Annotated in this window: 13 protein-coding genes; 8 read left to right on the top strand and 5 right to left on the bottom strand. The window is 41.2% G+C overall.

Annotated elements, in window-relative coordinates; translation table 11 throughout:
• Positions 1 to 43: 43 nt before the first annotated feature.
• Complete coding sequence (locus tag BW976_RS14780; protein WP_076374085.1) at positions 44 to 805, bottom strand: NUDIX hydrolase; 762 nt, start codon at positions 803 to 805, stop codon at positions 44 to 46.
• 199 nt (positions 806 to 1,004) lie between these two features.
• Here BW976_RS14780 and bglX point away from each other — a divergent pair, with 199 nt between their 5' ends.
• From bglX to BW976_RS14740, 8 genes are all read left to right on the top strand, one after another.
• Complete coding sequence (gene bglX, locus BW976_RS14775) at positions 1,005 to 3,317, top strand: beta-glucosidase BglX (RefSeq protein WP_084192202.1); 2,313 nt, start codon at positions 1,005 to 1,007, stop codon at positions 3,315 to 3,317.
• A gap of 867 nt (positions 3,318 to 4,184) precedes the next feature.
• Positions 4,185 to 7,511 carry a SusC/RagA family TonB-linked outer membrane protein gene (locus BW976_RS14770; protein ID WP_076374084.1) on the top strand — a complete coding sequence of 1,109 codons (3,327 nt, stop codon included), beginning with the start codon at positions 4,185 to 4,187 and terminating at the stop codon, positions 7,509 to 7,511.
• A gap of 26 nt (positions 7,512 to 7,537) precedes the next feature.
• A complete protein-coding gene (locus BW976_RS14765) occupies positions 7,538 to 9,358 on the top strand; it encodes a RagB/SusD family nutrient uptake outer membrane protein (protein ID WP_076374268.1) in 1,821 nt (606 codons plus the stop codon).
• Positions 9,359 to 9,486: 128 nt separating this feature from the next.
• A complete protein-coding gene (locus tag BW976_RS14760; RefSeq protein WP_245834704.1) occupies positions 9,487 to 13,062 on the top strand; it encodes a VCBS repeat-containing protein in 3,576 nt (1,191 codons plus the stop codon).
• 79 nt (positions 13,063 to 13,141) lie between these two features.
• Positions 13,142 to 14,389: a vanadium-dependent haloperoxidase gene (locus tag BW976_RS14755; RefSeq protein WP_245834703.1), complete on the top strand. Its 1,248-nt coding sequence runs from the start codon at positions 13,142 to 13,144 to the stop codon at positions 14,387 to 14,389.
• Positions 14,390 to 14,473: 84 nt separating this feature from the next.
• Positions 14,474 to 15,958 (top strand): FG-GAP repeat domain-containing protein, encoded by a 1,485-nt coding sequence (locus tag BW976_RS14750; protein WP_175614113.1) that lies wholly within the window; start codon positions 14,474 to 14,476, stop codon positions 15,956 to 15,958.
• 48 nt (positions 15,959 to 16,006) lie between these two features.
• Positions 16,007 to 17,581 (top strand): FG-GAP-like repeat-containing protein, encoded by a 1,575-nt coding sequence (locus tag BW976_RS14745; RefSeq protein WP_139332307.1) that lies wholly within the window; start codon positions 16,007 to 16,009, stop codon positions 17,579 to 17,581.
• A gap of 365 nt (positions 17,582 to 17,946) precedes the next feature.
• Positions 17,947 to 19,263, top strand: a complete 1,317-nt coding sequence (locus tag BW976_RS14740; protein ID WP_076374080.1) for a flavin monoamine oxidase family protein — start codon at positions 17,947 to 17,949, stop codon at positions 19,261 to 19,263.
• A 187-nt stretch (positions 19,264 to 19,450) separates the two neighbouring features.
• Here the strand turns inward: BW976_RS14740 and BW976_RS14735 are convergent, their stop codons facing one another.
• The 4 genes from BW976_RS14735 to BW976_RS14720 form a co-directional block, all read right to left on the bottom strand.
• Positions 19,451 to 20,044 carry a YdeI/OmpD-associated family protein gene (locus tag BW976_RS14735; protein ID WP_076374079.1) on the bottom strand — a complete coding sequence of 198 codons (594 nt, stop codon included), beginning with the start codon at positions 20,042 to 20,044 and terminating at the stop codon, positions 19,451 to 19,453.
• A gap of 406 nt (positions 20,045 to 20,450) precedes the next feature.
• Complete coding sequence (locus tag BW976_RS14730; RefSeq protein WP_076374078.1) at positions 20,451 to 20,894, bottom strand: DUF1569 domain-containing protein; 444 nt, start codon at positions 20,892 to 20,894, stop codon at positions 20,451 to 20,453.
• 3 nt (positions 20,895 to 20,897) lie between these two features.
• Complete coding sequence (locus BW976_RS14725) at positions 20,898 to 21,311, bottom strand: VOC family protein (RefSeq protein WP_076374266.1); 414 nt, start codon at positions 21,309 to 21,311, stop codon at positions 20,898 to 20,900.
• A 67-nt stretch (positions 21,312 to 21,378) separates the two neighbouring features.
• Positions 21,379 to 21,801 carry a helix-turn-helix transcriptional regulator gene (locus BW976_RS14720; protein WP_076374077.1) on the bottom strand — a complete coding sequence of 141 codons (423 nt, stop codon included), beginning with the start codon at positions 21,799 to 21,801 and terminating at the stop codon, positions 21,379 to 21,381.
• Between the last annotated feature and the right edge of the window lie 153 nt (positions 21,802 to 21,954).

Genomic DNA, 21,954 nt, shown 5'->3' with positions numbered 1-21,954 from the left:
GTTTTTTACTTATGGCTAAAGGCTAAGCACTTCGGGCTTAAAACTACCATCCGCCTTTAAAACCTTCGGTTAGGGCATTTTGATATTTTTCCAGATCAAAAGAGTATAAGTAGGGAGCTTTATGAGCCCCTCCTTTACGGGGTTGCTCGGCCCGGGTCAGGATACCAAAGCCAAGTATGCGGCGCTGAAAATTGCGTCGGTCCAGCTTTTTATCCAGAATGGTTTCGTATAATTTTTGCAGCTCGGGCATGGTGAACTCTCCGGGCATCAGGTTATAACCTATAGGTTGATAATTGAGTTGGAGGCGTAGAGTATCCAGGGCAGTTTTAAATATCAGTTCATGATCAAGCAGAAGCTCGGGCATATCATCCAGATCACGCCAGGTGCAAAGTTCAGAAAACTGGTCGGCTTGCGGTACAACTCCAAAAAAATCAACCAAGGCATAATATCCAATCGATAAAAAGCGCTTGGCAAACCAGTTTTCTTCATCAGGTACTGTGTCTTTATAGAGGTCATGGTGAAATTTTGCACGATCGGGATCGCCAAAAATGTGAAATTGCTGCAAAAATATTTTATCAAGACCTGTACGTTCTTTCAATATGCGGTTAGCGGCCATTTCAATGGGTTCAAGTTTCTGTACAAAACCACCGGGCAGCAACCATTTCTCTTCATCATCGGGTTTTAGCAGCAAAACCTTCATCTGCCCCTCATGAAAGCCAAAAACAACGCAATCGATAGAAATATGATCGAGATAAGTTTTGCGCGCGTCTTCGCTATATTCAATAAGTTGTTCTTTAGTTAACATTTGTGCTATTGTACAAATAAAGTTTGATTATTTAATTATAATAATTACAATTGTGTACTTTATACACCATTGTTTTTGTTTTATTGCAACCAATTTAAACCGGTAACTTTCTATTAAAATAAGTAATTAATATTCAGTTACATGGCTTTTATTTTATTCATATTTGTTTATCCAATTCTGTTATCTCTAAATTAAAAAAATGAAAAAGTGTTTTTCAACCCGAATCACCAATAAGGTTATTCCGCTTTGTTTTGTGGCATTGATACCCCTTTATAAAGTATCGGCCCAAACCAAAAGCGAGGATGCCAAAATGAATACTTATGTTACCGGTTTGATGAGTAAGATGACCCTTGATGAAAAAATCGGACAGCTTAACCTGGTAACTATCGGTGCCGCAACAACAGGCTCTGTAGTAAATAAGGGTGTTGAGGAAAAGATAAAAAATGGTGCTATTGGTGGTGTATTTGGTATATGGGGAGCCGATCAGGTAAAACAGATACAGGATCTGGCAGTAAAAAACTCCAGGCTACATATCCCGCTTATTTTTGGATTGGATGTGATTCACGGGCACCGTACTATTTTTCCTATTCCACTTGGGCTTTCAGCTAGCTGGGATATGGACCTGATCAAACGGTCGGCACAGATTGCGGCTAAAGAAGCTACTGCCGAAGGTTTGAATTGGGTGTACTCACCCATGGTTGATATCGCCCGTGATCCGCGCTGGGGCCGTATTTCAGAAGGTTCGGGTGAGGATCCGTGGTATGGTTCGCAAGTGGCTAAGGCCATGGTACAGGGCTATCAGGGCAGTAGCATGAAAAACGCCGATGCGGTGATGGCCTGTGTAAAACACTTTGCCTTATACGGTGGTGCCGAAGCCGGTCGTGAATACAACACGGTGGATATGAGCCGGATTAAAATGTATCAGGATTATCTGCCACCTTATAAGGCGGCAGTTGATGCCGGTGCAGGTAGTTTTATGAGCTCTTTTAATACGGTTGATGGCGTACCGGCCACGGGTAATCAATGGCTGTTAACGGATGTGTTACGTAAACAATGGGGTTTTAAAGGTTTTGTTGTATCTGATTATACTGCTGTTAATGAAATGACGGCACACGGATTGGGCGATTTGCAAACCGTATCAGCATTAGCTCTTAAAGCAGGATTAGATATGGACATGGTAGGCGAAGGCTTTTTAACTACATTAAAAAAATCATTGACCGCAGGTAAAGTAACCCAACAGGAAATTGACCTGGCCTGCCGCCGAGTGTTGGAAGCCAAATATAAATTGGGATTATTTGATAATCCTTATAAATCAATTGATGCAAGCCGCGAAGCTAAAGATGTATTAACAGCCGAAAACCGTACAGAAGCCCGCAATATTACTAAACATTCGTTTGTGCTGCTGAAAAATAGTAATCAAACACTACCGCTTAAAAAAGCAGGATCCATTGCACTGGTAGGTCCCCTGGCAAATAACCAACGCGATATGTTGGGCACCTGGGTTGTTGCCGGCGATTGGCAAAAATCAATTAGTGTAATGCAGGGTATTAAAGATGTTGTAGGAGATGGGGTTATTATTAATTACGCCAAAGGTGCCAACATTACTGAAGATAGTTTATTTATACAGCGGCTGAACTTTTTTGGTCAGCAAATGGTAACGGTTGACCCTAAACCTGCTGATGAATTGCTGAAAGAAGCGGTTGAAGCTGCTAAAAAATCAGATGTGATTGTAGCTGTGGTTGGGGAATCACAAAGCATGTCGGGCGAGTCATCAAGCCGCTCAGATATTGATATTCCCGAGAGTCAGAAAAATATGTTGAAAGAGTTGGCCAAATTGGGTAAACCGTTGGTTATTGTATTATTTAATGGCCGCCCTTTGACTTTAACCTGGGAAGATAAACACGCCAGTGCCATACTGGAGGTTTGGGCTCCGGGAACCGAAGCCGGTAATGCAGTAGCTGATGTACTGTTTGGCGATTATAACCCTGCAGGAAAAATTACCGCTACCTTTCCACGCAGTGTAGGTCAGATACCTATTTATTATAACCACAAAAACACCGGGAGGCCATATACTAGTGGGCCATCAAAGTTTAAATCAAATTATCTTGATATTTCAAACGACCCGCTTTATCCATTTGGTTTCGGGTTAAGCTATACTACTTTTAGCTATACTGATGTTAAGCTCAATAAAACAACATTAAAAGGTAATGAGAACCTTACGGCAACTGTTACCATAACCAACACCGGTAAGTATGCCGGCGAAGAAGTAGTTCAGCTTTATATCAGCGATCCGGTAGCCAGCATTAGCCGGTCGGTAAAAGAGCTGAAGGATTTCAAAAAGATAAGCCTGCAGCCAGGAGAACAAAAAGAAGTATCATTTACCATTTCTCCTGATGAGCTTAAGTTTTATAACAGCCAACTTAAGTATGATTGGGAGCCTGGCAAATTCATTATTCAAATTGGTACAAACTCCAGTGATACCCACAATGCTTCTGTACAATGGAATAAATAACAAACTGAATTTTTCTTAATGGGCCTAAAAGGGCGGGGATATTATAATATCTCCGCCCTTTTGAATTTTTTGGAAAATGAAGAAAGTAGCTTGAGTGTTAATAAGTGTTTTTTTGACAATTTTAAAGATGTGTATTAATCTTGTAAATAGTTGTGCAACAGTTTTGTATGTTTTGTTATAAGTGTTATTGTGACATTATTTACGGCTATAAGCATATTTTTAACACTTAAAATGAAATCGATTGCGTGACGGTCTGGTGGTTCGTTCTCCGAAAAAGAAATAGATTTTATTCTCTTCTATTAATAATTATTGTTCATAATCAACTTTTTGGAGTATAGTATCGGTGGTATTAACAATTTTACATTGCTATATTTTTATAAAAGAAGGTGTTTTGTTAATAATTTATTAATAAAATATTCACAAAATGTCATGTTTGATTGCTATAATGATTTACTAATAATTAATTTGTAAATCTTCATTTTTCCCTTGTGTAAACAGTACACTCTCATTACATTAGATGAGTAGCCAATTTAAATTTCTGAAGCGACAGAAATTACACTGAATCTAATATTATTATAACATTTTATCTTAGTGTGCTTAACCCGAAAGGGTATGCAAAAACGGATGGTAGCTGGGAATAAGTTTAAAATTTATTACGGGAAGATCATATGATAAAACTTTTACACTCTTTATTTTTCGAATCTTCTAAATTTAAGTGTTGCTATTTTAAAAGTTACACCACTAGGTTTTCCTTACCCGGCAAGCTATTCATTCCCGAATATTTTATAGTCCAATTACAAACTTAAAACTCCGGTTATCGACTTACAATCTTAAATCAAATATATTAATCAACTAAATCTCAATCTCATGTTTAAAAGTTTACTCCTAAAAGGAAGATTCCTTGGTGTGCTGTTATGCTGCCTTGTTTCTTCATTGGTAGTTACAGCACAAACAAAGTACAAGGGTAAGGTTATCGGTAGCGACGATAAATTACCCGTAGTAGGTGCGTCAATACGCATTAAGGGTACTACCACAGGTTCTGTAACAGATGTTAACGGCGAATTCACGCTGAGCCTAAGTCCAGGGAATACACTGGTGATTTCCTACATCGGCTATCAAACCACCGAAATAAAAGTAGGCACAGATGCCAATATTAGGGTCACGCTGCAAGCCGGCAGCAATTCACTGAATGAAGTTGTTGTTACTGGTTACGGATCTCAACGTAAAAAGGACATCACCGGTTCAGTAGCTATTGTTAATGTAACCACGATGAAATCTGTACCTGCGGGTAACACTTCGTCATTGTTGCAAGGACAGGCATCTGGTGTAACGGTTACCAACTCCGGACAACCGGGTGGTACAGCATCTGTTAATATTCGCGGTGTAGGATCAATTTTCAGCACACAACCACTTATTATTATAGATGGTACTCCTGGAAAATTAGATGATATTAACGTTAATGACATTGAATCAATCCAGGTATTGAAAGATGCTGGTTCTGCATCAATATATGGTGTGCGTGGTTCAAACGGTGTTGTAGTGGTAACTACCAAAAAGGGTAAATCAGGTAAAGCGCAAATTACTTATGATGGTTTATACGGAACTACCCGGCCATTAGCTGATGGTTTTAAACTGGCAGACTCCAAAACTTACATGGAAGCCGAGTATGAATCATTTAAAAATGATGGCAAAATTGGAGGAGGTGTTAATGGAAATACCAATAAACAGTTTGACCCGCTTGGAACAGGCACTTTCACTCTCCCTGATTACATCACACCAGCGGGCGCTCATGTAGGAGACCCTGGAACTACTCCTGATTGGTATAATCTGAATCCTGTTACAGGAAATCCTCTTGATCCTAATCGTTTAGGTCCAAACGGAGTAGACAAACTTGGTGCCAATCCTATTACTTTGGCAAATAAACAAGGTACCGATTGGTTTCATGAAGTATTTAAACCAGCACCTTTAACATCGCACAATATTACTGCAAGCGGTGGCAGCGATAAATCAACCTATTTGATGTCTGTAGGTTACCTGAACCAGCAAGGTACATTAATAGGAACGTATGAAAAACGTTATTCATTAAGAGCCAATACAAACTTCAACATTAGCGATCATGTTCGCGTAGGCGAAAATGCTTATGTTTTTAACAAAAACAACCCTCAGATAGGTAACCAGAATGAAGGCAATGCAATTTCTTTCATTTATCGCGAACCACCAATTATACCTGTTTATGATATTATGGGCAATTACGCAGGTTCAAGATCACCTGGATTAAGTAATTCTCAGAATCCAGTAGCCGTTGTTCAGCGGAACCTGGCCAATACCCAGTTAAGGGGTAATAACCAGGATTGGCAAATACAAGGCAATTTATTTGCTGAGGTAGACTTCCTGAAACATTTTACCGCACGTACCCAGTTTGGTGGAACTGTGGATAATTTCTGGAATCGCTATTTTAGCCCTACTCCTTATGAAAATGCGGAAGGTAACACTGGCGCCAATTCTTATACAGAATATTCAGGCTATAACAGCAGCTATACCTGGACAAATACATTAAGATACGATCAGCAAATAGGCAAGCATAGTATTAAAGTATTAGCCGGCGAAGAATCGATCAATAACTACGGTCGCTTTTTACAAGGCCAAAGAGGCACCTATTTAGCCTCAATTGATCCTAATTATGTATCCTTAGATACAGGTTCACCTGCAGGGCAAACAAATGCTAATAGTGCTAATGGTTTTGCACCATATTCAAACACAATTCAGTCGTATTTTGCAAGGGTAGATTACGCCTATGACGATAAATACCTGTTAAGCGGTACTATCAGGCGTGATGGTTCTTCCTTCTTTGCGCCGGGTCATCGTTACGGTACCTTTCCATCAGCAACAGTAGGCTGGAGGCTTTCAAAAGAGGATTTCCTGAAAGGTGCAAGCTGGATCAATGATTTGAAATTACGTGCCGGTTATGGTACTTTAGGATCATTAAGCGGTGTTCAAACCCAACAATATAACGCCTTTAACCTGTATACTGCGGGAGCAGGTACGCAATATTATGATATTAATGGAACCGGAAATTCGGCTATATTGGGTAGTTCACTTACCCAGGTAGGTAACCCGCTTACTACATGGGAGACCGATAAAGAATTAAATATCGGTTTAGACGCAACTATTATTAATAATGCACTTGATTTTTCTTTTGAGTATTATAAGAAAACAACATCAGGCTTATTATTTAAATCACAAATACTGGCACCTGGAGCTATCTTGAATCCTCCATATGTGAATGCCGGCGATTTACGCAATACAGGGTTTGACGCAAGCTTAAATTACCATGGAAGCATCAATGCATTTAAATTTAATATAGGCCTAAATGTTAGCCATTACAGTAACTTAGTTAACTCATTAAACTCAGGTGTACCATACCTCGATGTTAACTCAGGAGGCTCAACCCGTCTGCAAAACTTTGTAAGGTTACAACCAGGCCAGCCAGTAGGTGAATTTTTTGGATACCAGGTTTTAGGCTTATATCAAAGCCAGGCAGATGTTGATGGTTCTGCTAAATATCCAGGAGCTATGCCGGGTTTGTTTAAATTAAAAGATGTTAACGGCGATGGTAAGATTGATGCCAATGACCGTACATTTATCGGTAATCCTAATCCTAAATTTACAGGTGGTTTAAACTTGAATGGTAGTTATAAAGGTTTCGATTTTAGTGCATTCTTCTACGGGGTTTATGGCAATAAAGTGGCCAATTATGTTAAATATTGGACAAGTTTCCCTGCTGTGTTTGATGGTAACGTTTCATCAAATATCATAACTGATTCATGGCATCCAGGTGCCGACAACAGTAAGGCAACTATTCCTATTTTAACCAGACAAGCTAACCTGGGTAATACCGGAGCATTTAACTCATTTTATATTGAAAATGGATCATTCTTGAGATTGAAATCATTGCAAATCGGATATACCTTCCCGACAGCAGATTTAGCTAAAATAGGAGTTTCCAAACTCAGAATATTTGTACTAGGAAACAATTTATTTACAATCACCAAGTATAGCGGGTTAGATCCTGAGCTTCAGGGTTCAAATTTGAATAACAGTACATCGGGTGATAATACCAGCTTCGGAATAGACTTTGGTAACTATCCTGCAAACGAGAAGAGATATAGCATTGGATTACAGGCAACATTTTAATGTTTAATGTTTTAAGAAAAGAAATTATGAAAAAAATACATTTAAAAGTCATAGTACCATTAGTATTGGTGGCGCTATGCCTGGCATATAGTTGTAAAAAGAATCTTTTAACACAAAATCCATTAGGTAACCTAAAACCTGAAAATGTTGCAAACGCGGCAGGGGTAAATGGGATGTTGATAGGTGCTTACTCCTTGTTGGATGGTGTAGGTGGTATAGGCGGAGGTTCAAACGCATCGGGCTCCAATTGGATGTTTGGTAGTATTACTGCAGGTGATGCTTATAAAGGATCACAACCATCAGATGGCGGCCAGGATGCATTGCCTGTTGGTAACTTTACTGCAAATACGGCAAATCCATATATTACTGCCAGATATACCTTATTGTTTGATGGTGTGGCAAGGTCAAATGACGTATTGCGAACTATTCCACTGGCTAAAGATTTGGCTGCATCTGATGCTAAAGTTTTAGCAGCTGAGGCTAAATTTCTTCGTGGTTTTTATTATCTGGAACTAAGGAAAATGTATGGCCAGGTGCCCTATGTTGATGAAACTATGAAGGATTATAATGTACCTAATACCGCTGAAATATTTCCGAAAATTGAAGCAGATTTTAGTGCAGCAATAACAGATTTGCCAGCTACTCAACCGCAGGCTGGTCGGGCTAACAGTTGGGCAGCAAAAGCATATTTGGCCAAAACTTATATGTTTGAGCATAAATACACCCAGGCTTTACCAGTTTTGCGGGACTTAATAGCAAATGGGGTTACAGCACGTGGCCAAAAATATGCCCTTAACCCAGTTTTTCAAACCAATTTTAGTCCAGAAGCCTCACAAAAGAATAGCCCTGAATCAGTATTTGCGGCGCAAAACTCCGTAAATGATGGTAGTTTGGGTCAAAATGGTAATGCAGGCGATGATTTGAATTTTCCTTATGGTGGCCCTGGCGGTTGCTGTGGTTGGTTTAATCCATCCCAATCATTAGCCAATTCATTTAAGACCGATGCCAACGGTTTGCCGCTGGTTACGGGCTTTGATGTTGTTGGTCAGGATGTAAGTAATGGGGCCACTCCATGGTCTGGTAGTGTCGATCCCCGTTTAGATATTACTGTAGGCCGTCCTAATATTCCGTATCTTGACTGGGGTAATCCTCCGGCTGCATGGATACGTGACCCTACAGATGGTGTTTTCAATCCACGTAAAAATGTTTATTCGCAATCAGAAAAAGGCTCCAATTCAGATGTTACGCCTGGTGTTTGGAACAATGTTCAGCTTACATCAAATAATATTAATTTGATGCGTTATTCTGATATACTGCTAATGGCTGCGGAAGCAGAAATTGAAGTAGGTATCACCGCTAATGCAGAGCAGGATGTTAACTTGGTGAGAGAAAGGGCTGCTAATCCGGATGGTTGGGTTTATAAAGGTGCGGCATACAGCACCGGTACTTCTACGTATGCCAGAAATACAGCAGGTGCCACCGCTGCAGATAATTATGTTGTGAAAGATTATCCAGCCGGCTCATTTAGTGATAAAAATTATGCACGCAAAGCTATTCGCTTTGAAAGGAAGCTTGAGTTTGGTATGGAGGGTATCCGTTTTTTTGACTTACAACGCTGGGATGGTGCTTCTACAGGGCTTCCTAATGGCTCGTTGGTGAGTGACGGTAGCATGGCAACCGAAATTAATGCCTTCTTCGCTTATGATGTAAGAATAAATTCTCAATTGCAGGGAGCACATTTTACCCCTGGGTTAAATGAGTATTATCCAATACCTCAGTCACAGATTGATTTATCAAAATCATTAGGCGGCGGTAAAACTATTTTGGTACAAAACAAAGGTTATTAATTTAAACCTGTTATAATTTATAAAAATGTAATTTTAGGTGGAGATGTTTATCTCCACCTTTTTTATAGCCTGATATTAATTTCATGAAGCATAGTACCTCTTTTTTATGTCTCTTCGTATGTGCATTTATGGCTTGCAAAAAGCCAACATTATTCGAAAAAATACCTTCATCATACTCAGGTATCACCTTTAGTAACACTATAGTCGAAAACGAAAAAATAAACCCGCTCACCATGCTTAATATTTATAATGGCGGTGGTGTAGGTATAGGCGATTTTAACAATGATGGTCTGCAAGATATTTATTTTATCGGTAATGCCGTGCCCAATCGTTTATACCTGAACAAGGGTAATATGAAGTTTGAGGATGTAACAGCTAAAGCAGGGGTTGGCGGTAAAGGTGGCTGGGGGCGTGGCGTTGCTGTTGTCGATATAAACAATGATGGGCTACCCGATATCTACGTGTGTAATACTTTATTAGACGATTCTGTTAAAAGAACCAACCTTTTATATGTAAACCAGGGAGTCGGGGCCGATGGTGTACCCAGGTTTAAAGAGATGGCCAAAGAATATGGCCTGGATATTAATGTGCATTCCACCATGGCATCGTTTTTTGATTATGATAATGATGGCGACCTGGATATGTATCTTACCGTTAACGAGGCTGTAGCCAGTGATAATCAGAGTACATTCAGGCCAATTATCACAGATGGTAGTCATCGCAGTACAGGCAGGCTTTATCGGAACGACTGGAACCCGGTACTAAAACATGGTGTATTTACCAACGTATCCAAACAGGCCGGTATCACTATTGAGGGCTATGGTCATGCCGCAAGCATAGCCGATATTAATGGTGATGGTTGGAAGGATATTTATGTTACTAATGACTTTTTACCCAATAATATCCTATATATCAATAACCACGACGGCACATTTACAGACAAAACACAGGAGTACTTTAAACATACATCTTACAGCGCCATGGGGCAGGATATTGAAGATGTAAATAATGACGGATTGCCCGATGTTTTTGAGGTTGACATGAACCCCGAAGATAATTATCGGAAAAAGATGTTCATGCCATCAAACAACTACCAGATATTTCAAAATTTCGACAGGTATAAATACCAGTATCAATATACACGCAATACATTACAAATTAATCAGGGGCCACGGGTAAAGCAAAACGATTCTATTGGTGATCCCATTTTTAGCGAAGTTGCCTTTTTAAGTGGAGTAGCACAAACCGATTGGAGTTGGGGACCCATGCTTACCGATTTTGACAATGATGGTTATCGTGACCTGGTAATAACAAACGGCTACCCTCGTGATGTAACCGATCATGATTTTATTGTATTCAGGCAGCAGGCCTATTCAGTAGCATCAACAAAACAGGTGCTTGGTCAAATCCCTATTGTTAAAATATCCAATTACGCGTTCAGAAATACTAATGGATTACAATTTGAAGATGTAACCAAAAGTTGGGGCTTGGATATTCCATCATTTTCAAACGGAGCAGCCTATGCTGATCTGGATAATGATGGTACTATGGATATGATCATCAATAATATTGACGACGAGGCATTCATCTATAAAAACACGTCCCGCGAAAAAGATAAAAATAACCATCACTATTTACACATACAATTTCATGGGGGCAGCCAAAACCTGAATGGTATTGGAGCGAAGGCCAATATTTACTATGATCACGGCAAGCAGCAGGCGTATGAAAATATACCTTACCGGGGTTATTTATCAACTATACAAAATATTGCCCACTTTGGTTTAGGGAAGATAGGACAGGTCGATTCTGTAGTGATCAGGTGGGAAAACGGTAAAAAGCAGGTATTACTAAATGTAAAAGCTGATCAAACGCTTAAGGTAAATGTTGCTGACGCTAAAGAAAATTATAATTACAATCATCCGGTTATCAATAAATCGTCTTTATTTAAGGAGATAACCACATCCGCGGGTATTACCTACAAGCATCAGGACAAAGACTATGTTGATTTTAATGTTCAAAAGTTGATACCACATAAATTATCAGAATATTCACCGGCGGTTGCTGTTGGTGATATAGATGGTAATGGTTTTGATGATATGGTAGTAGGGGGCACAACCCAATATCCCGCCCAGGTATTATTACAACAAGCCAATGGCAAATTTATACAGCGCGATTTATTGACGCGAACAAAAGATGTGTTGCCAGCGCTTAACTCGATCTCGGCTCATAATGACTTTTTATCGCAAAAGGTTAGGGTTAAAGATGAAGGCATCCTGCTTTTTGATGCTGATGGAGATGGTCACCTTGATTTATATATAACCAGCGGTGGTTTCGAAAGTGAATCCGGGTCAGCAAATTATCAGGACAGAATATACCTGAACGACGGAAAAGGGAACTTTAAACTGCAACCAGATGCGCTGCCAAAAAACTTCACCAGTAAACTGTGTGTTAAAGCAGCCGATTTTAACCGGGATGGTAAGCTTGATCTTTTTGTATCCGGTCGTGTTGATCCCTGGAACTATCCCAAGCCGGTTTCTAGCTTTATTTTACGTAATGATAGCAAAAAGGGCGTCATCAAATTCACCGATGTATCCGCAACAGCCGCAAAAGCATTAAAGGATATTGGTTTGGTATGTGATGCCACTTTTACCGATTTTAATAATGATGGCTGGCCCGATCTGATACTTACAGGAGAATGGATGCCTATTACTTTCCTGCAGAATGACCATGGCACTTTTAAAAATGTAACCAATAATACCGGGGTCGAAAATAAACTGGGCTGGTGGAACACTATTGCCGCGGGTGATTTTGATCATGATGGTGATATTGATTATATAGTGGGTAACACCGGTTTAAATACTTTTTATAAGGCTACAGATCAGTACCCTATATTTATTACCGCGAAGGATTTTGATAGCAACGGCAGTTACGATGCTTTTCCATCGGTTTTTCTGAAAGATCAGCAGGGAGTAATGAAAGAGTTTCCGGTTAACGGGCGCGATGATATCATTAAACAGATGATCGGTATGCGTGTCCGGTACCAGAATTATAAATCTTTGGCCGTAGCTACTATGGATTCGGTGATAACGCCCGAAATGCGTAAAGGGGCCATAAGGTTAAAAGCAAATTATCTGCAGTCGTGCTATTTGCGTAATGATGGTAATGGCAAATTTACTGTTATACCATTGCCGCTGGAAGCTCAAATGTCTGAACTATGCGGCATCACCGTTGACGATTTTGATGGCGACGGTAATCTGGATGTAGCCATCAACGGTAATGATTTTGGCACCGAAGTTACCACTGGCCGTTATGATGCCTTTAATGGTCTTATACTCAAAGGCGATGGTAAAGGTGGTTTTAAGCCGCTTACATTGCTGCAAAGCGGTCTTTTTGTACCCGGTAACGGTAAGGCACTCGTTAAGTTAAAGGGAGCTAAGGGAAACTATTTACTAGCCGCTACACAGAACCGCGATGTGATGAAACTATTTGAATTAAAAAGACCGGTTAAAACAGTTAACCTACAGCCATTGGATATGTACGCTGTTATTAAATACAAAAATGGCAAGATAAGCCGACAAGAGTTTTACAACGGTAGCTCTTTCTTGTCGCAGTCTGGCAGATTTTTTAATATTGAGAACAATATGGCCTCAGTAACTATAACTGATAGCAATGGTCATCAAAGAAACATACAGCTAAACTAATCGATATATGAGGTGCTTTAAAATAGTTATAACTGCTACCTGCATTTTTTTTCTTTTTAGCTGCGGCGATAAAAAGAAGATGGCATTAATGAAAGATACGGATGTAATACACCAAAACGTCGATCAGCTAACGCAGGTAATTATATATGACGTATTTACCCCACCGGTTGCCAGTCGTATTTATGGGTATACCACACTTGCAGCTTATGAAGCGGTACGTTATGCAAACCCCGGTTACAACTCCATTACTGCGCAACTCAGAGGCTTTGGTGAGCCTCCGAAGCCTCAAAAAAACAGATCCTACAATTTTACTTTGGCCGCCACAAAGGCATTTTTTACTGTAGCCCATAAGGTTACCTTTTCTGTTGATACCCTGAAAAAGTATGAGAATAAAGTGTTTGCCAGCTATAAAGATAACCTTGACGATTCTACGTATACCCGTTCCATCGCATTTGGCGAACAAATTGGCAAATACATACTCAAACGGGCTTCTGTCGACAATTACCCTCAAACCCGCGGCAAACCCAGGTTTTTAGGTAACGATAACCCCGGTCAATGGCACCCAACACCGCCCGATTACCTGGATGGAGTGGAATTTTGCTGGGGCACCATGCATACTTTTGCGGTAGATACCTCAACCAATTTCCAGTTGCCGCCTCCGCCATCTTTTAGTGAGGATAAAAACAGCGCCTATTTTAAACAGAATTTAGAGGTTTATCAGCAGAGTAAGAACCTGAACAAAGAACAGATCGATATCGCTAAATTTTGGGATGATAACCCTTTTGTAATTCAGCATAGCGGGCATGTGATGTTTGCCAATAAAAAGATTACACCCGGCGGTCACTGGATAGGTATCACCGCCATTGCCTGTAAGCAAACTCATGCCGATGTGGTGAAAACGGCACAAGCCTATGCCTTAACATCCATAGCTCTTTTTGACGCGTTTATATGCGGTTGGCAAGTAAAGTATGATCTCAACTACATCAGACCGGTAACAGTTATTAATGATAAAATTGATCCTAACTGGTTACCCATGCTGCAGACCCCTCCGTTCCCGGAATTCCCGAGCGGACACAGCGATATCAGTGGTGCATCAGCAATCATATTAACTCATATGTTTGGCGATAACTTCGCTTACCAGGATACCAGCGACCTGCGATACATCGGTATGCAGCGCCATTTTGACTCCTTTTTAAAAGCTGCTGACGAAACCTCGGTCAGCCGTTTTTATGGAGGGATACACTATCGTAATAGTGTTGATCAGGGCGCAGTTCAAGGCCGTCAGGTAGGCGAGTACATTTGGAAAAAATTAAAACTTAAAAAATAGTCAACAGGTAGTTCTATGAGGAAAAGCTATTTCATAACATTTTATATAGTGTTATTTATTGCGGTGTTGTCTGGTATAACACTCTTGAACAGCTGCAAAAATAAAACTAAACAGCCTTACCAGTTAACAGGCAATGTATTGGTTGATGGGCAAAACCTGGCCCAGGAAAAATGTACAAGCTGCCATGCTTTGGTACCCGCCAATGCCTTAAGTAAAGATGTTTGGGAAAAGCATGTATTGCCTTATATGGCAAGTTTTATGCATATCTCCATTTATGGGTCAACCTATTATAAGCGTAATGTGGCAGATACCGCCGGTTCATCATTACAGGAATGGCTTGCCCTGGTAGCGTATTATAAAAAAACAGCTCCCGATACCATCGTTGCTGCGCCCAAGCCCATCCCGTTGATAAATGATTGGGCTGGTTTTACACTAAAAATGCCGGCGCCTGTAAACTATAACAGTTTTACCACTATGGTAGCGGTAAACCCGTACACGCATAAACTATACAGCGCCGATTTCACTAGCAGCAAACTACTTGGCTGGGACAATAACTTAAAATCCGATTCTCTGGGTACATTGCCATCACCAGCTGTAAATGTGAATTTTACAAAAGATACAGCCGGTAACAACACAGGTTATTTTAGCTGTATAGGACGCCTGGAACCCGCCGATTTCCCCAACGGCAAAATTGTAAAAGTAAATCTGGATGCTAAGGAACTAAACAGCGACCAAACCTTTATAGCATCAGACTTGCCCCGGCCTCAGCAAACCGTATTTGCCGATTTTAATAAAGATGGCCTTACCGACATGATAGTTTGTGGGGCCGGCAAGCTTAAAGGTGGTGTATTTCTCCTAAAGCAGAACCCTGATCACACCTACAGCCAGGAAACGATTTACGATAAACCAGGAGCCGTTCAGGCAATTACCGGCGATTTTAATAAAGACGGCTGGCCCGATGTAATGGTACTGATTGGCAGCGGCGACGAAGGTCTCTGGCAGTTTTTAAATGACCATAAAGGAGGCTTTACCAAAAGAAACCTGCTGCGTTTTCCACCGGTATACGGCTCATCCAGTTTTCAGCTGGCTGATATGGATCATGACGGAAATCCCGACCTGATTTATACATGCGGTTATAATTATCATGATTCGCGCAGGATAAAACCTTATCACGGCCTGTATATTTATACCAATACTGGCAACTGGAATTTTAAACAGCGCTGGTTTTATCCCATCAATGGTTGTACTAAGGCCATCGCGGCAGATTTTGATGGCGACGGCGATCTGGACATAGCCACGATTGCCTTTTTTGCCGATATGAAAAATACCCCGGCCGAAGAGTTTATCTATTTTGAACAGGTTAAACCTTTTGATTTTAAACCACATGCCATCCCGGTAAGCCAGTACGGGCACTGGATGTGTATGGAAGTTGCCGATCTGAATAATGATGGCAAACCAGATATTATATTGGGTAACTATTCAAGTGGGTTTTTATTTATACCCGGGTTTAAACCCACATGGGATAAAAAGTTACCTTTGATAGTGCTTGAAAACCACACCAAAAAATAAGTATAAAAGTTGCACCCTGCTTGTGTTTGCCTAAATTGAAATGTGTACATGACTAAAAACTTCAGGATGCCGGTAAACAGGTTGTGTTTACTGAAAGTTATGGTGTTAAGTATAGCGATGTTCACCATTAGCTGTTCCAACAATAACAACAATACCCAGAGCAAAGAAGAGTACTTAGCCGATGGAAAAAAGCTGGCCACAACGCATTGCTCAAGCTGCCACCAGCTTCCGGATCCGTCACTATTGGACAGTGCTACCTGGGAAACAGGTATTATGCCCGCAATGGCTCCCAAATTTGGTTTCAAAAGTTTTATGGGTAACTACCTGGTATCAGCAAGCACTAGTATATCCAAGGAAGACTGGTATAAGATAGTAGCGTATTATAAAAATACATCGCCCAAAAAGCTGATCATCCCCAAACCTACTGCGGTAAAAGATTGGGCCATCTTTAGCCTCAGGCAACCCCAAAACACCAATCGCAAAGGCTTGCAGGCCATGACCACAATGGTGGCTTACAATCCGAATGATCATTTCATTTATACCGGTAATGCAGGCAATAACCTATACAAATGGAACAGTGATCTGCAACCAACCCTGGTCAAAAAATTTCAATCGCCGGTTACGGATATTAATTTTTTTAAATCAAAGAACCAAGTCAACAGAGCCGTAATTACTTGTATTGGTTTTTTACCACCAAGTGATGCGTTGAAAGGAAAGCTGATTAATATTAACCTCAACAGGTCTGCCAAAAACGATTCCACCTTAATTACCGATAGTTTACCCAGGCCTGTAAAAAGTGCCTATGCCGATTTTAATAAAGATGGGCTTACCGACTATGTATCCTGCGGTTTCGGGCGCAATAATGGCGGCTTGTATCTGATGCAACAACAAGCCGGAGGTCAATTTACCAAAAAAATATTGCGGGCATTACCCGGTGCCACGCAAGTTTTTACCGGTGATTTCAATCATGATGGCTGGCCGGATATTGCCTGCCTGTTTGCCCAGGCCGATGAGGGGATCTGGATGTTCCTGAATGATAAAAAGGGTGGTTTTACCAGTCAGAATTTATTGCGTTTCCCCTCGGTGTATGGCTCAAGTAGTTTTCAGTTGATTGATTTTAACCATGATGGCCTGCTGGATATTGTGTATACCTGCGGCGATAACAACGATTTTTCGCCGGTATTTAAACCGTATCATGGTGTGTATATTTTTACCAACCAGGGTAACTGGAAATTTAAGCAAACCTATTTTTACCATATCAATGGCTGCTCAAAGGCCATAGCGGCCGATTTTGACCATGATGGCGACCTCGACATTGCGGTGATCGCTTTCTTCCCCGATTTTAAGTACTATCCCGAAGAAGGTTTTACTTATCATGAGCAAACCGCTCCGGGTAAGTTTAAGGTACATGCCATACCTGTTAACCAATATGGCCGCTGGATAGCTATGGATGTAGCCGATGTTGACCATGATGGTTACCCCGATATCATCCTGGGGAATTTTTCATTTACAGCAAAAGGGCTAATGGTGCAAAAAGATATAGAACCCAATTGGGACCTTTACCAACCTTTCATCGTGCTGCATAATGATGCCAAAAGTATTGGCGTATCAAAAGGCAAATAAAAACTTTTTAAACCTTCAATTTTAACACTTTTCTGCTCAAAAATGGAGTGAAAAAGGTCTAAAGCTGCTCGAAAAACCTTCATTTTAACACTTTTTAACAAATTTTAACACAGTTTTGAAGCTTTTTTTAAACTTTAAAAAGTATTAAACACTTGGCTATCAAATAACTACATTCCAAACGGTCAGTTTTTGGCCTTGTTTGGGGCTTAACTAAACGGCCCGGTTCTCTCTTTTTACAAGAAAACCGGGCCGTTATATAGATATAAAAGTACGAAAATTTATGGACAAAAACAAATGGAGGGATACCGAAACCGATCTATTGCCATCATCGATACAAAACCTAACTTTGCCCGCAAAATACATTAATGAACACTGCTGATATACTGATCATAGGCGCTGGTGCCGCTGGATTGATGGCTGCCCGTGAACTGGCCAATGCCGGTAAAAAAGTAATAGTACTGGAAGCGGATAACCGTATCGGTGGGCGGATATATACGCAATACGATGCCAGTACCAGGAAATATACAGAACTGGGGGCCGAGTTTGTACACGGCGACTTGCCCGTTACGCTCGGCTTGCTAAATGAGGCCGGTATTAAGTATCGTTCCGCTTCGGCAGAAATGGTGCAGTACGATCAAGGCGCATTTTTGGAAGATGAATCATTTATTGAACATTGGGATCTGCTCATCGATCAATTGAACAGCCTGCAGCAGGATATCAGTATCGATGAGTTTATGTCGAAAGAGTTTTCCGGTGATAAATACGACAGGATGAGGACCTCGGTACGGCAATTTGTGTCGGGCTATGATACCGGTGACCCGAAGAAAGCCAGTTGCTTCGCCCTAAGGAAGGAATGGCAAAGCGATGATGACAGTGCCCAGCATCGTGTAGAAGGAGGATATGTGAGTTTGTTGAATTACCTGGCCGGTGCATGTAAAGTCAATGGCGGCGAGATATTGCTAAATGCTATCGTAAAAGATATTTACTGGGAACCCGGAAAGGTGAGCGCCATCATAGCTGATGGAACAGCCTACCATGCCCAACAGATGATACTGGCTGTACCACTTGGTGTTTTGAAGGCCAGTGAAGGGCAAGCAGGCGCCATAACTTTTCATCCGCAGCTTAAAGCACACCGGGAAGCTATAAAACACATGGGTTTTGGCGCGGTAATCAAAATATTATTGGAGTTTGACGAGCCTTTTTGGTACAGCGAAGAAACCGAAATACGCATTGGCCGGAGCCTTGACCATATGGGCTACCTGCTTTCACAGGAAGAAATACCTACTTGGTGGACACAGTTTCCCGAACGGTCCAGCGTATTTACCGGCTGGATAGGAGGGCCCGAGGCCAGAGCGAAGAAAGAGATGAGCGATGAGGATATATTGATGGAGAGTCTGCAATCGGTAGCCAATATTTTCCGGTTGGGGGTAGATGAACTGAGGCAAAGACTTAAGACCTGGCAGGTGATCAACTGGACAGCCAAGCCATTTACGCGGGGCTCATACGCCTATGATACCGTTAATGCGGCTGCCTGTCGCCATACCCTGAATACCCCGGTAGACGATACGCTGTTTTTCACTGGCGAATATCTTTATGAAGGCACAGCCATGGGTACTGTAGAAGCAGCCTTAACCAGTGGAAAAGGTGTAGCGGTGGCGATCCGGAGCATAAATATAAATTGACATGGTAGAGAAACCCCTTCCTCCCCTTCCCGAGGGAAGGAATCACACGAAGCCCTGGCTTTTAAGATTTAATTCATGATCAGTTAAATTTCAATTCCCTCCCTCGGGAGGGGCGCGTTTGGCTGGTGCGGTTGCAGGGAGGGGTTTATACAATTGGCGAAAATAAATTTGTTACAGCTAAAACTAATCATATTAATACTTCTCCCTGTTCCAGCTTAGCCACAAACTGCTGAATTCTCCTCTCCCTTGTTTGCATTGTTTTGGCCTGATGCAAATGGTAGTATATGATAAAAAGGTTACCCTTGTTGAGGGTATCAAAAAAGACTTTAGCTTTTTTATTGTTGTTTAGCGCCTTGATAAAATCCTCCGGAATAATCATCTCCCGTTGCGGGGCATAAGCTTTTTCCCAGCGACCATCAGCCTTGGCCATATCTACCTGCGCAATACCCGGCGGCCGCATTTTTCCGCTAGTGATGAGTCGTTGGATGTGCTCCGTGTTCCGGTACGACCAAACACTTCTGGTCCTTCTTGGCGTAAATTTTTGAATATAAGATACCTCGTCCAGCTTTTTTTTAATCCGATCTATCCATCCAAAGCAAAGGGCAATATCTAAGGCCATGGCATAGTTTATGGATTTTATACCCGAATCCTTTTTGAATATTCTCAGCCAGATGCCATCTGTGTTTTCATGGTTCTTTTCCAGCCATTTTTCCCATTGTCCGGAGGTTTTAAAAGAAAGTACCGGCAGCTCTTTGTTTGATGAGGGAATTGTTTGTTTCATGAAACAAAGAACAGCGGGTTGCGTGACAGCCCTATGTCAGTAGTGCAAAAAAGATGTTAGGGATTAAGTTCCCCTCTTGAGAGGCGCGGGATAGTGCATTGGCAGGGGTGAGGTTAACCAATTGTAGAGAAACACACCCCTACACCCCTCTCAAGAGAGTAATAATACATCAATAATATCACAAAAGGAGGGGCTGTCACCCTGAGCACCGTCGAAGGGCGTGCGTAGAGGCCTGCCCACCATGCTTCGACGGTGCTCAGCATGACACCCTTTTTAGGCAATTGTTTAATGATGGGCTATTACTCTCAAGAGGGGAATCGCACTGTCTCCCACTTTTTTTGATTATCCGAACACCTATAGGCTGGAACCGGGCAATTTTATCAGGTATCAATTAATATACATTATTTCACGCCCCAAACTGCCGTAGATGATGGTCCACGTGTTTATAAACCATGTATCCAATCTGTTCCTCGGTCATGGTGCCAAAAAAAGGATGTATAAGACCGGGATCGGAAAAATGAGCGTAATCCTGGATTTTAGAAATCCATTTCGTTCTCTCCGGAAACATATCGCCATCACCCGAAATCCGAAGCTCCGGAAGAGTAGGGGTGTTTCTCCTCAAAGGTGATTCATCTTTCATTACACTCCGCAACGCTATTTTGCCAAATAGGTGACTGATAAACGGACGCTTATATTTTTGCCTGCCCTGCATCATGTCTTCCCAAAGCGTGCAATGTTTTACCATTTGATATACATTCATTTTGCCCCATTGAGCTTTACTATCGATGTTCAATGAATTCACCCTGTTGATGAGTTCATCCCTTGTTTCCTGGTCAAAGATCGATTTCATAGCTCAGGATTCAATTTGTGCGAGTGAAAACCAATTGCCCGAATCATCTGTAAACAAGGCTTCATAGCCATAAAACTCTTTTGTTGGCACCTTTTTAAATACCACTCCTTTTGCCGATAATTCTTCATAAGTAGCCAGCAGGTCGTGACAGGTAAATACTGCCGCCCCGAACGTTCCTTTTTTGATAAGGTGTGTCATGGTACCTACGGTTTCCTTATCGAACATACCGCCTTCGGCAACCAGGAACAGGGTTATTTCCAGCTCCGGTTGTTCGGGCGGGGTTACGGTTAGCCACCGGGCGCCTTCGCCCATAGGGGCATCGGTGTGTACTTTAAAACCCAGTTTGTTTACATAAAAATCGTATGCGCTGCTCTGATCCAGAACATAAATGCACATATGCGTTACTTTGGTGATCATTTTTTGTATGTATTGGTTTACCATACAAACATGGGTAATGAATTACAGTATCACCTCTTGAAAATTGCTATTTTTTGATGTAACCATGAGATTCTGCAAAGCAATTAGGAACGGCCGACAGCGGGTTGACACGAATAGCCTGCTGCTTTATTTTTTGATCATTTTGAAAGGCAGAAGGGGTTTTACCAGCTAGTTTTTTAAATACCGCGGTGAATGAGGTAGGACTGTCAAAACCTATCTGAAAACAAACATCTATGATGGCTTTGCCCTCGGTTAGTAATAATTTGGCCTGATCTATCCGCACCTTTGTGAGATAATTGTGGGGTGTTTTGCCGTATATGGATTTAAAGAGTCTTATAAAGTGATATTTCGAAAAGCAGGCTTCATCGGCAATGTTGGAAACGTCGATATTTTCGGAGAAATGACTGTCGATGAATAGTTTTGCCTGAACTATTCGTTTGTACAAATACATTTTCTCGTATTGTTCCATTGATTCTAAAATTCTAAACACTAAGATCGAAATTCTAAATCTTAAAACCGAATATTCTAAATCCTAAAAACTAAATTCTAAGCTCTAAATTTTTAATAATCAGAATTTTAAATCCGAAATCGAACATCCGATATCCGATATCCGATATCCGAT

Origin of the sequence: Mucilaginibacter lappiensis, assembly GCF_900155965.1 — a bacterium.
Taxonomy (GTDB): domain Bacteria; phylum Bacteroidota; class Bacteroidia; order Sphingobacteriales; family Sphingobacteriaceae; genus Mucilaginibacter; species Mucilaginibacter lappiensis.
Note: the sequence above shows the minus strand (reverse complement) of the source record. Positions and strands in the feature narration are given on the sequence as shown.

Excerpts from the sequence above, each read along its gene's own strand:
- BW976_RS14780 (WP_076374085.1), bottom strand. The coding sequence starts at position 805 with ATGTTAACTAAAGAACAACTTATTGAATATAGCGAAGACGCGCGCAAA.
- bglX (WP_084192202.1), top strand. The coding sequence starts at position 1,005 with ATGAAAAAGTGTTTTTCAACCCGAATCACCAATAAGGTTATTCCGCTT.
- BW976_RS14770 (WP_076374084.1), top strand. The coding sequence starts at position 4,185 with ATGTTTAAAAGTTTACTCCTAAAAGGAAGATTCCTTGGTGTGCTGTTA.
- BW976_RS14765 (WP_076374268.1), top strand. The coding sequence starts at position 7,538 with ATGAAAAAAATACATTTAAAAGTCATAGTACCATTAGTATTGGTGGCG.
- BW976_RS14760 (WP_245834704.1), top strand. The coding sequence starts at position 9,487 with ATGGCTTGCAAAAAGCCAACATTATTCGAAAAAATACCTTCATCATAC.
- BW976_RS14755 (WP_245834703.1), top strand. The coding sequence starts at position 13,142 with ATGGCATTAATGAAAGATACGGATGTAATACACCAAAACGTCGATCAG.
- BW976_RS14745 (WP_139332307.1), top strand. The coding sequence starts at position 16,007 with ATGACTAAAAACTTCAGGATGCCGGTAAACAGGTTGTGTTTACTGAAA.
- BW976_RS14740 (WP_076374080.1), top strand. The coding sequence starts at position 17,947 with ATGAACACTGCTGATATACTGATCATAGGCGCTGGTGCCGCTGGATTG.
- BW976_RS14735 (WP_076374079.1), bottom strand. The coding sequence starts at position 20,044 with ATGAAACAAACAATTCCCTCATCAAACAAAGAGCTGCCGGTACTTTCT.
- BW976_RS14730 (WP_076374078.1), bottom strand. The coding sequence starts at position 20,894 with ATGAAATCGATCTTTGACCAGGAAACAAGGGATGAACTCATCAACAGG.
- BW976_RS14725 (WP_076374266.1), bottom strand. The coding sequence starts at position 21,311 with ATGATCACCAAAGTAACGCATATGTGCATTTATGTTCTGGATCAGAGC.
- BW976_RS14720 (WP_076374077.1), bottom strand. The coding sequence starts at position 21,801 with ATGGAACAATACGAGAAAATGTATTTGTACAAACGAATAGTTCAGGCA.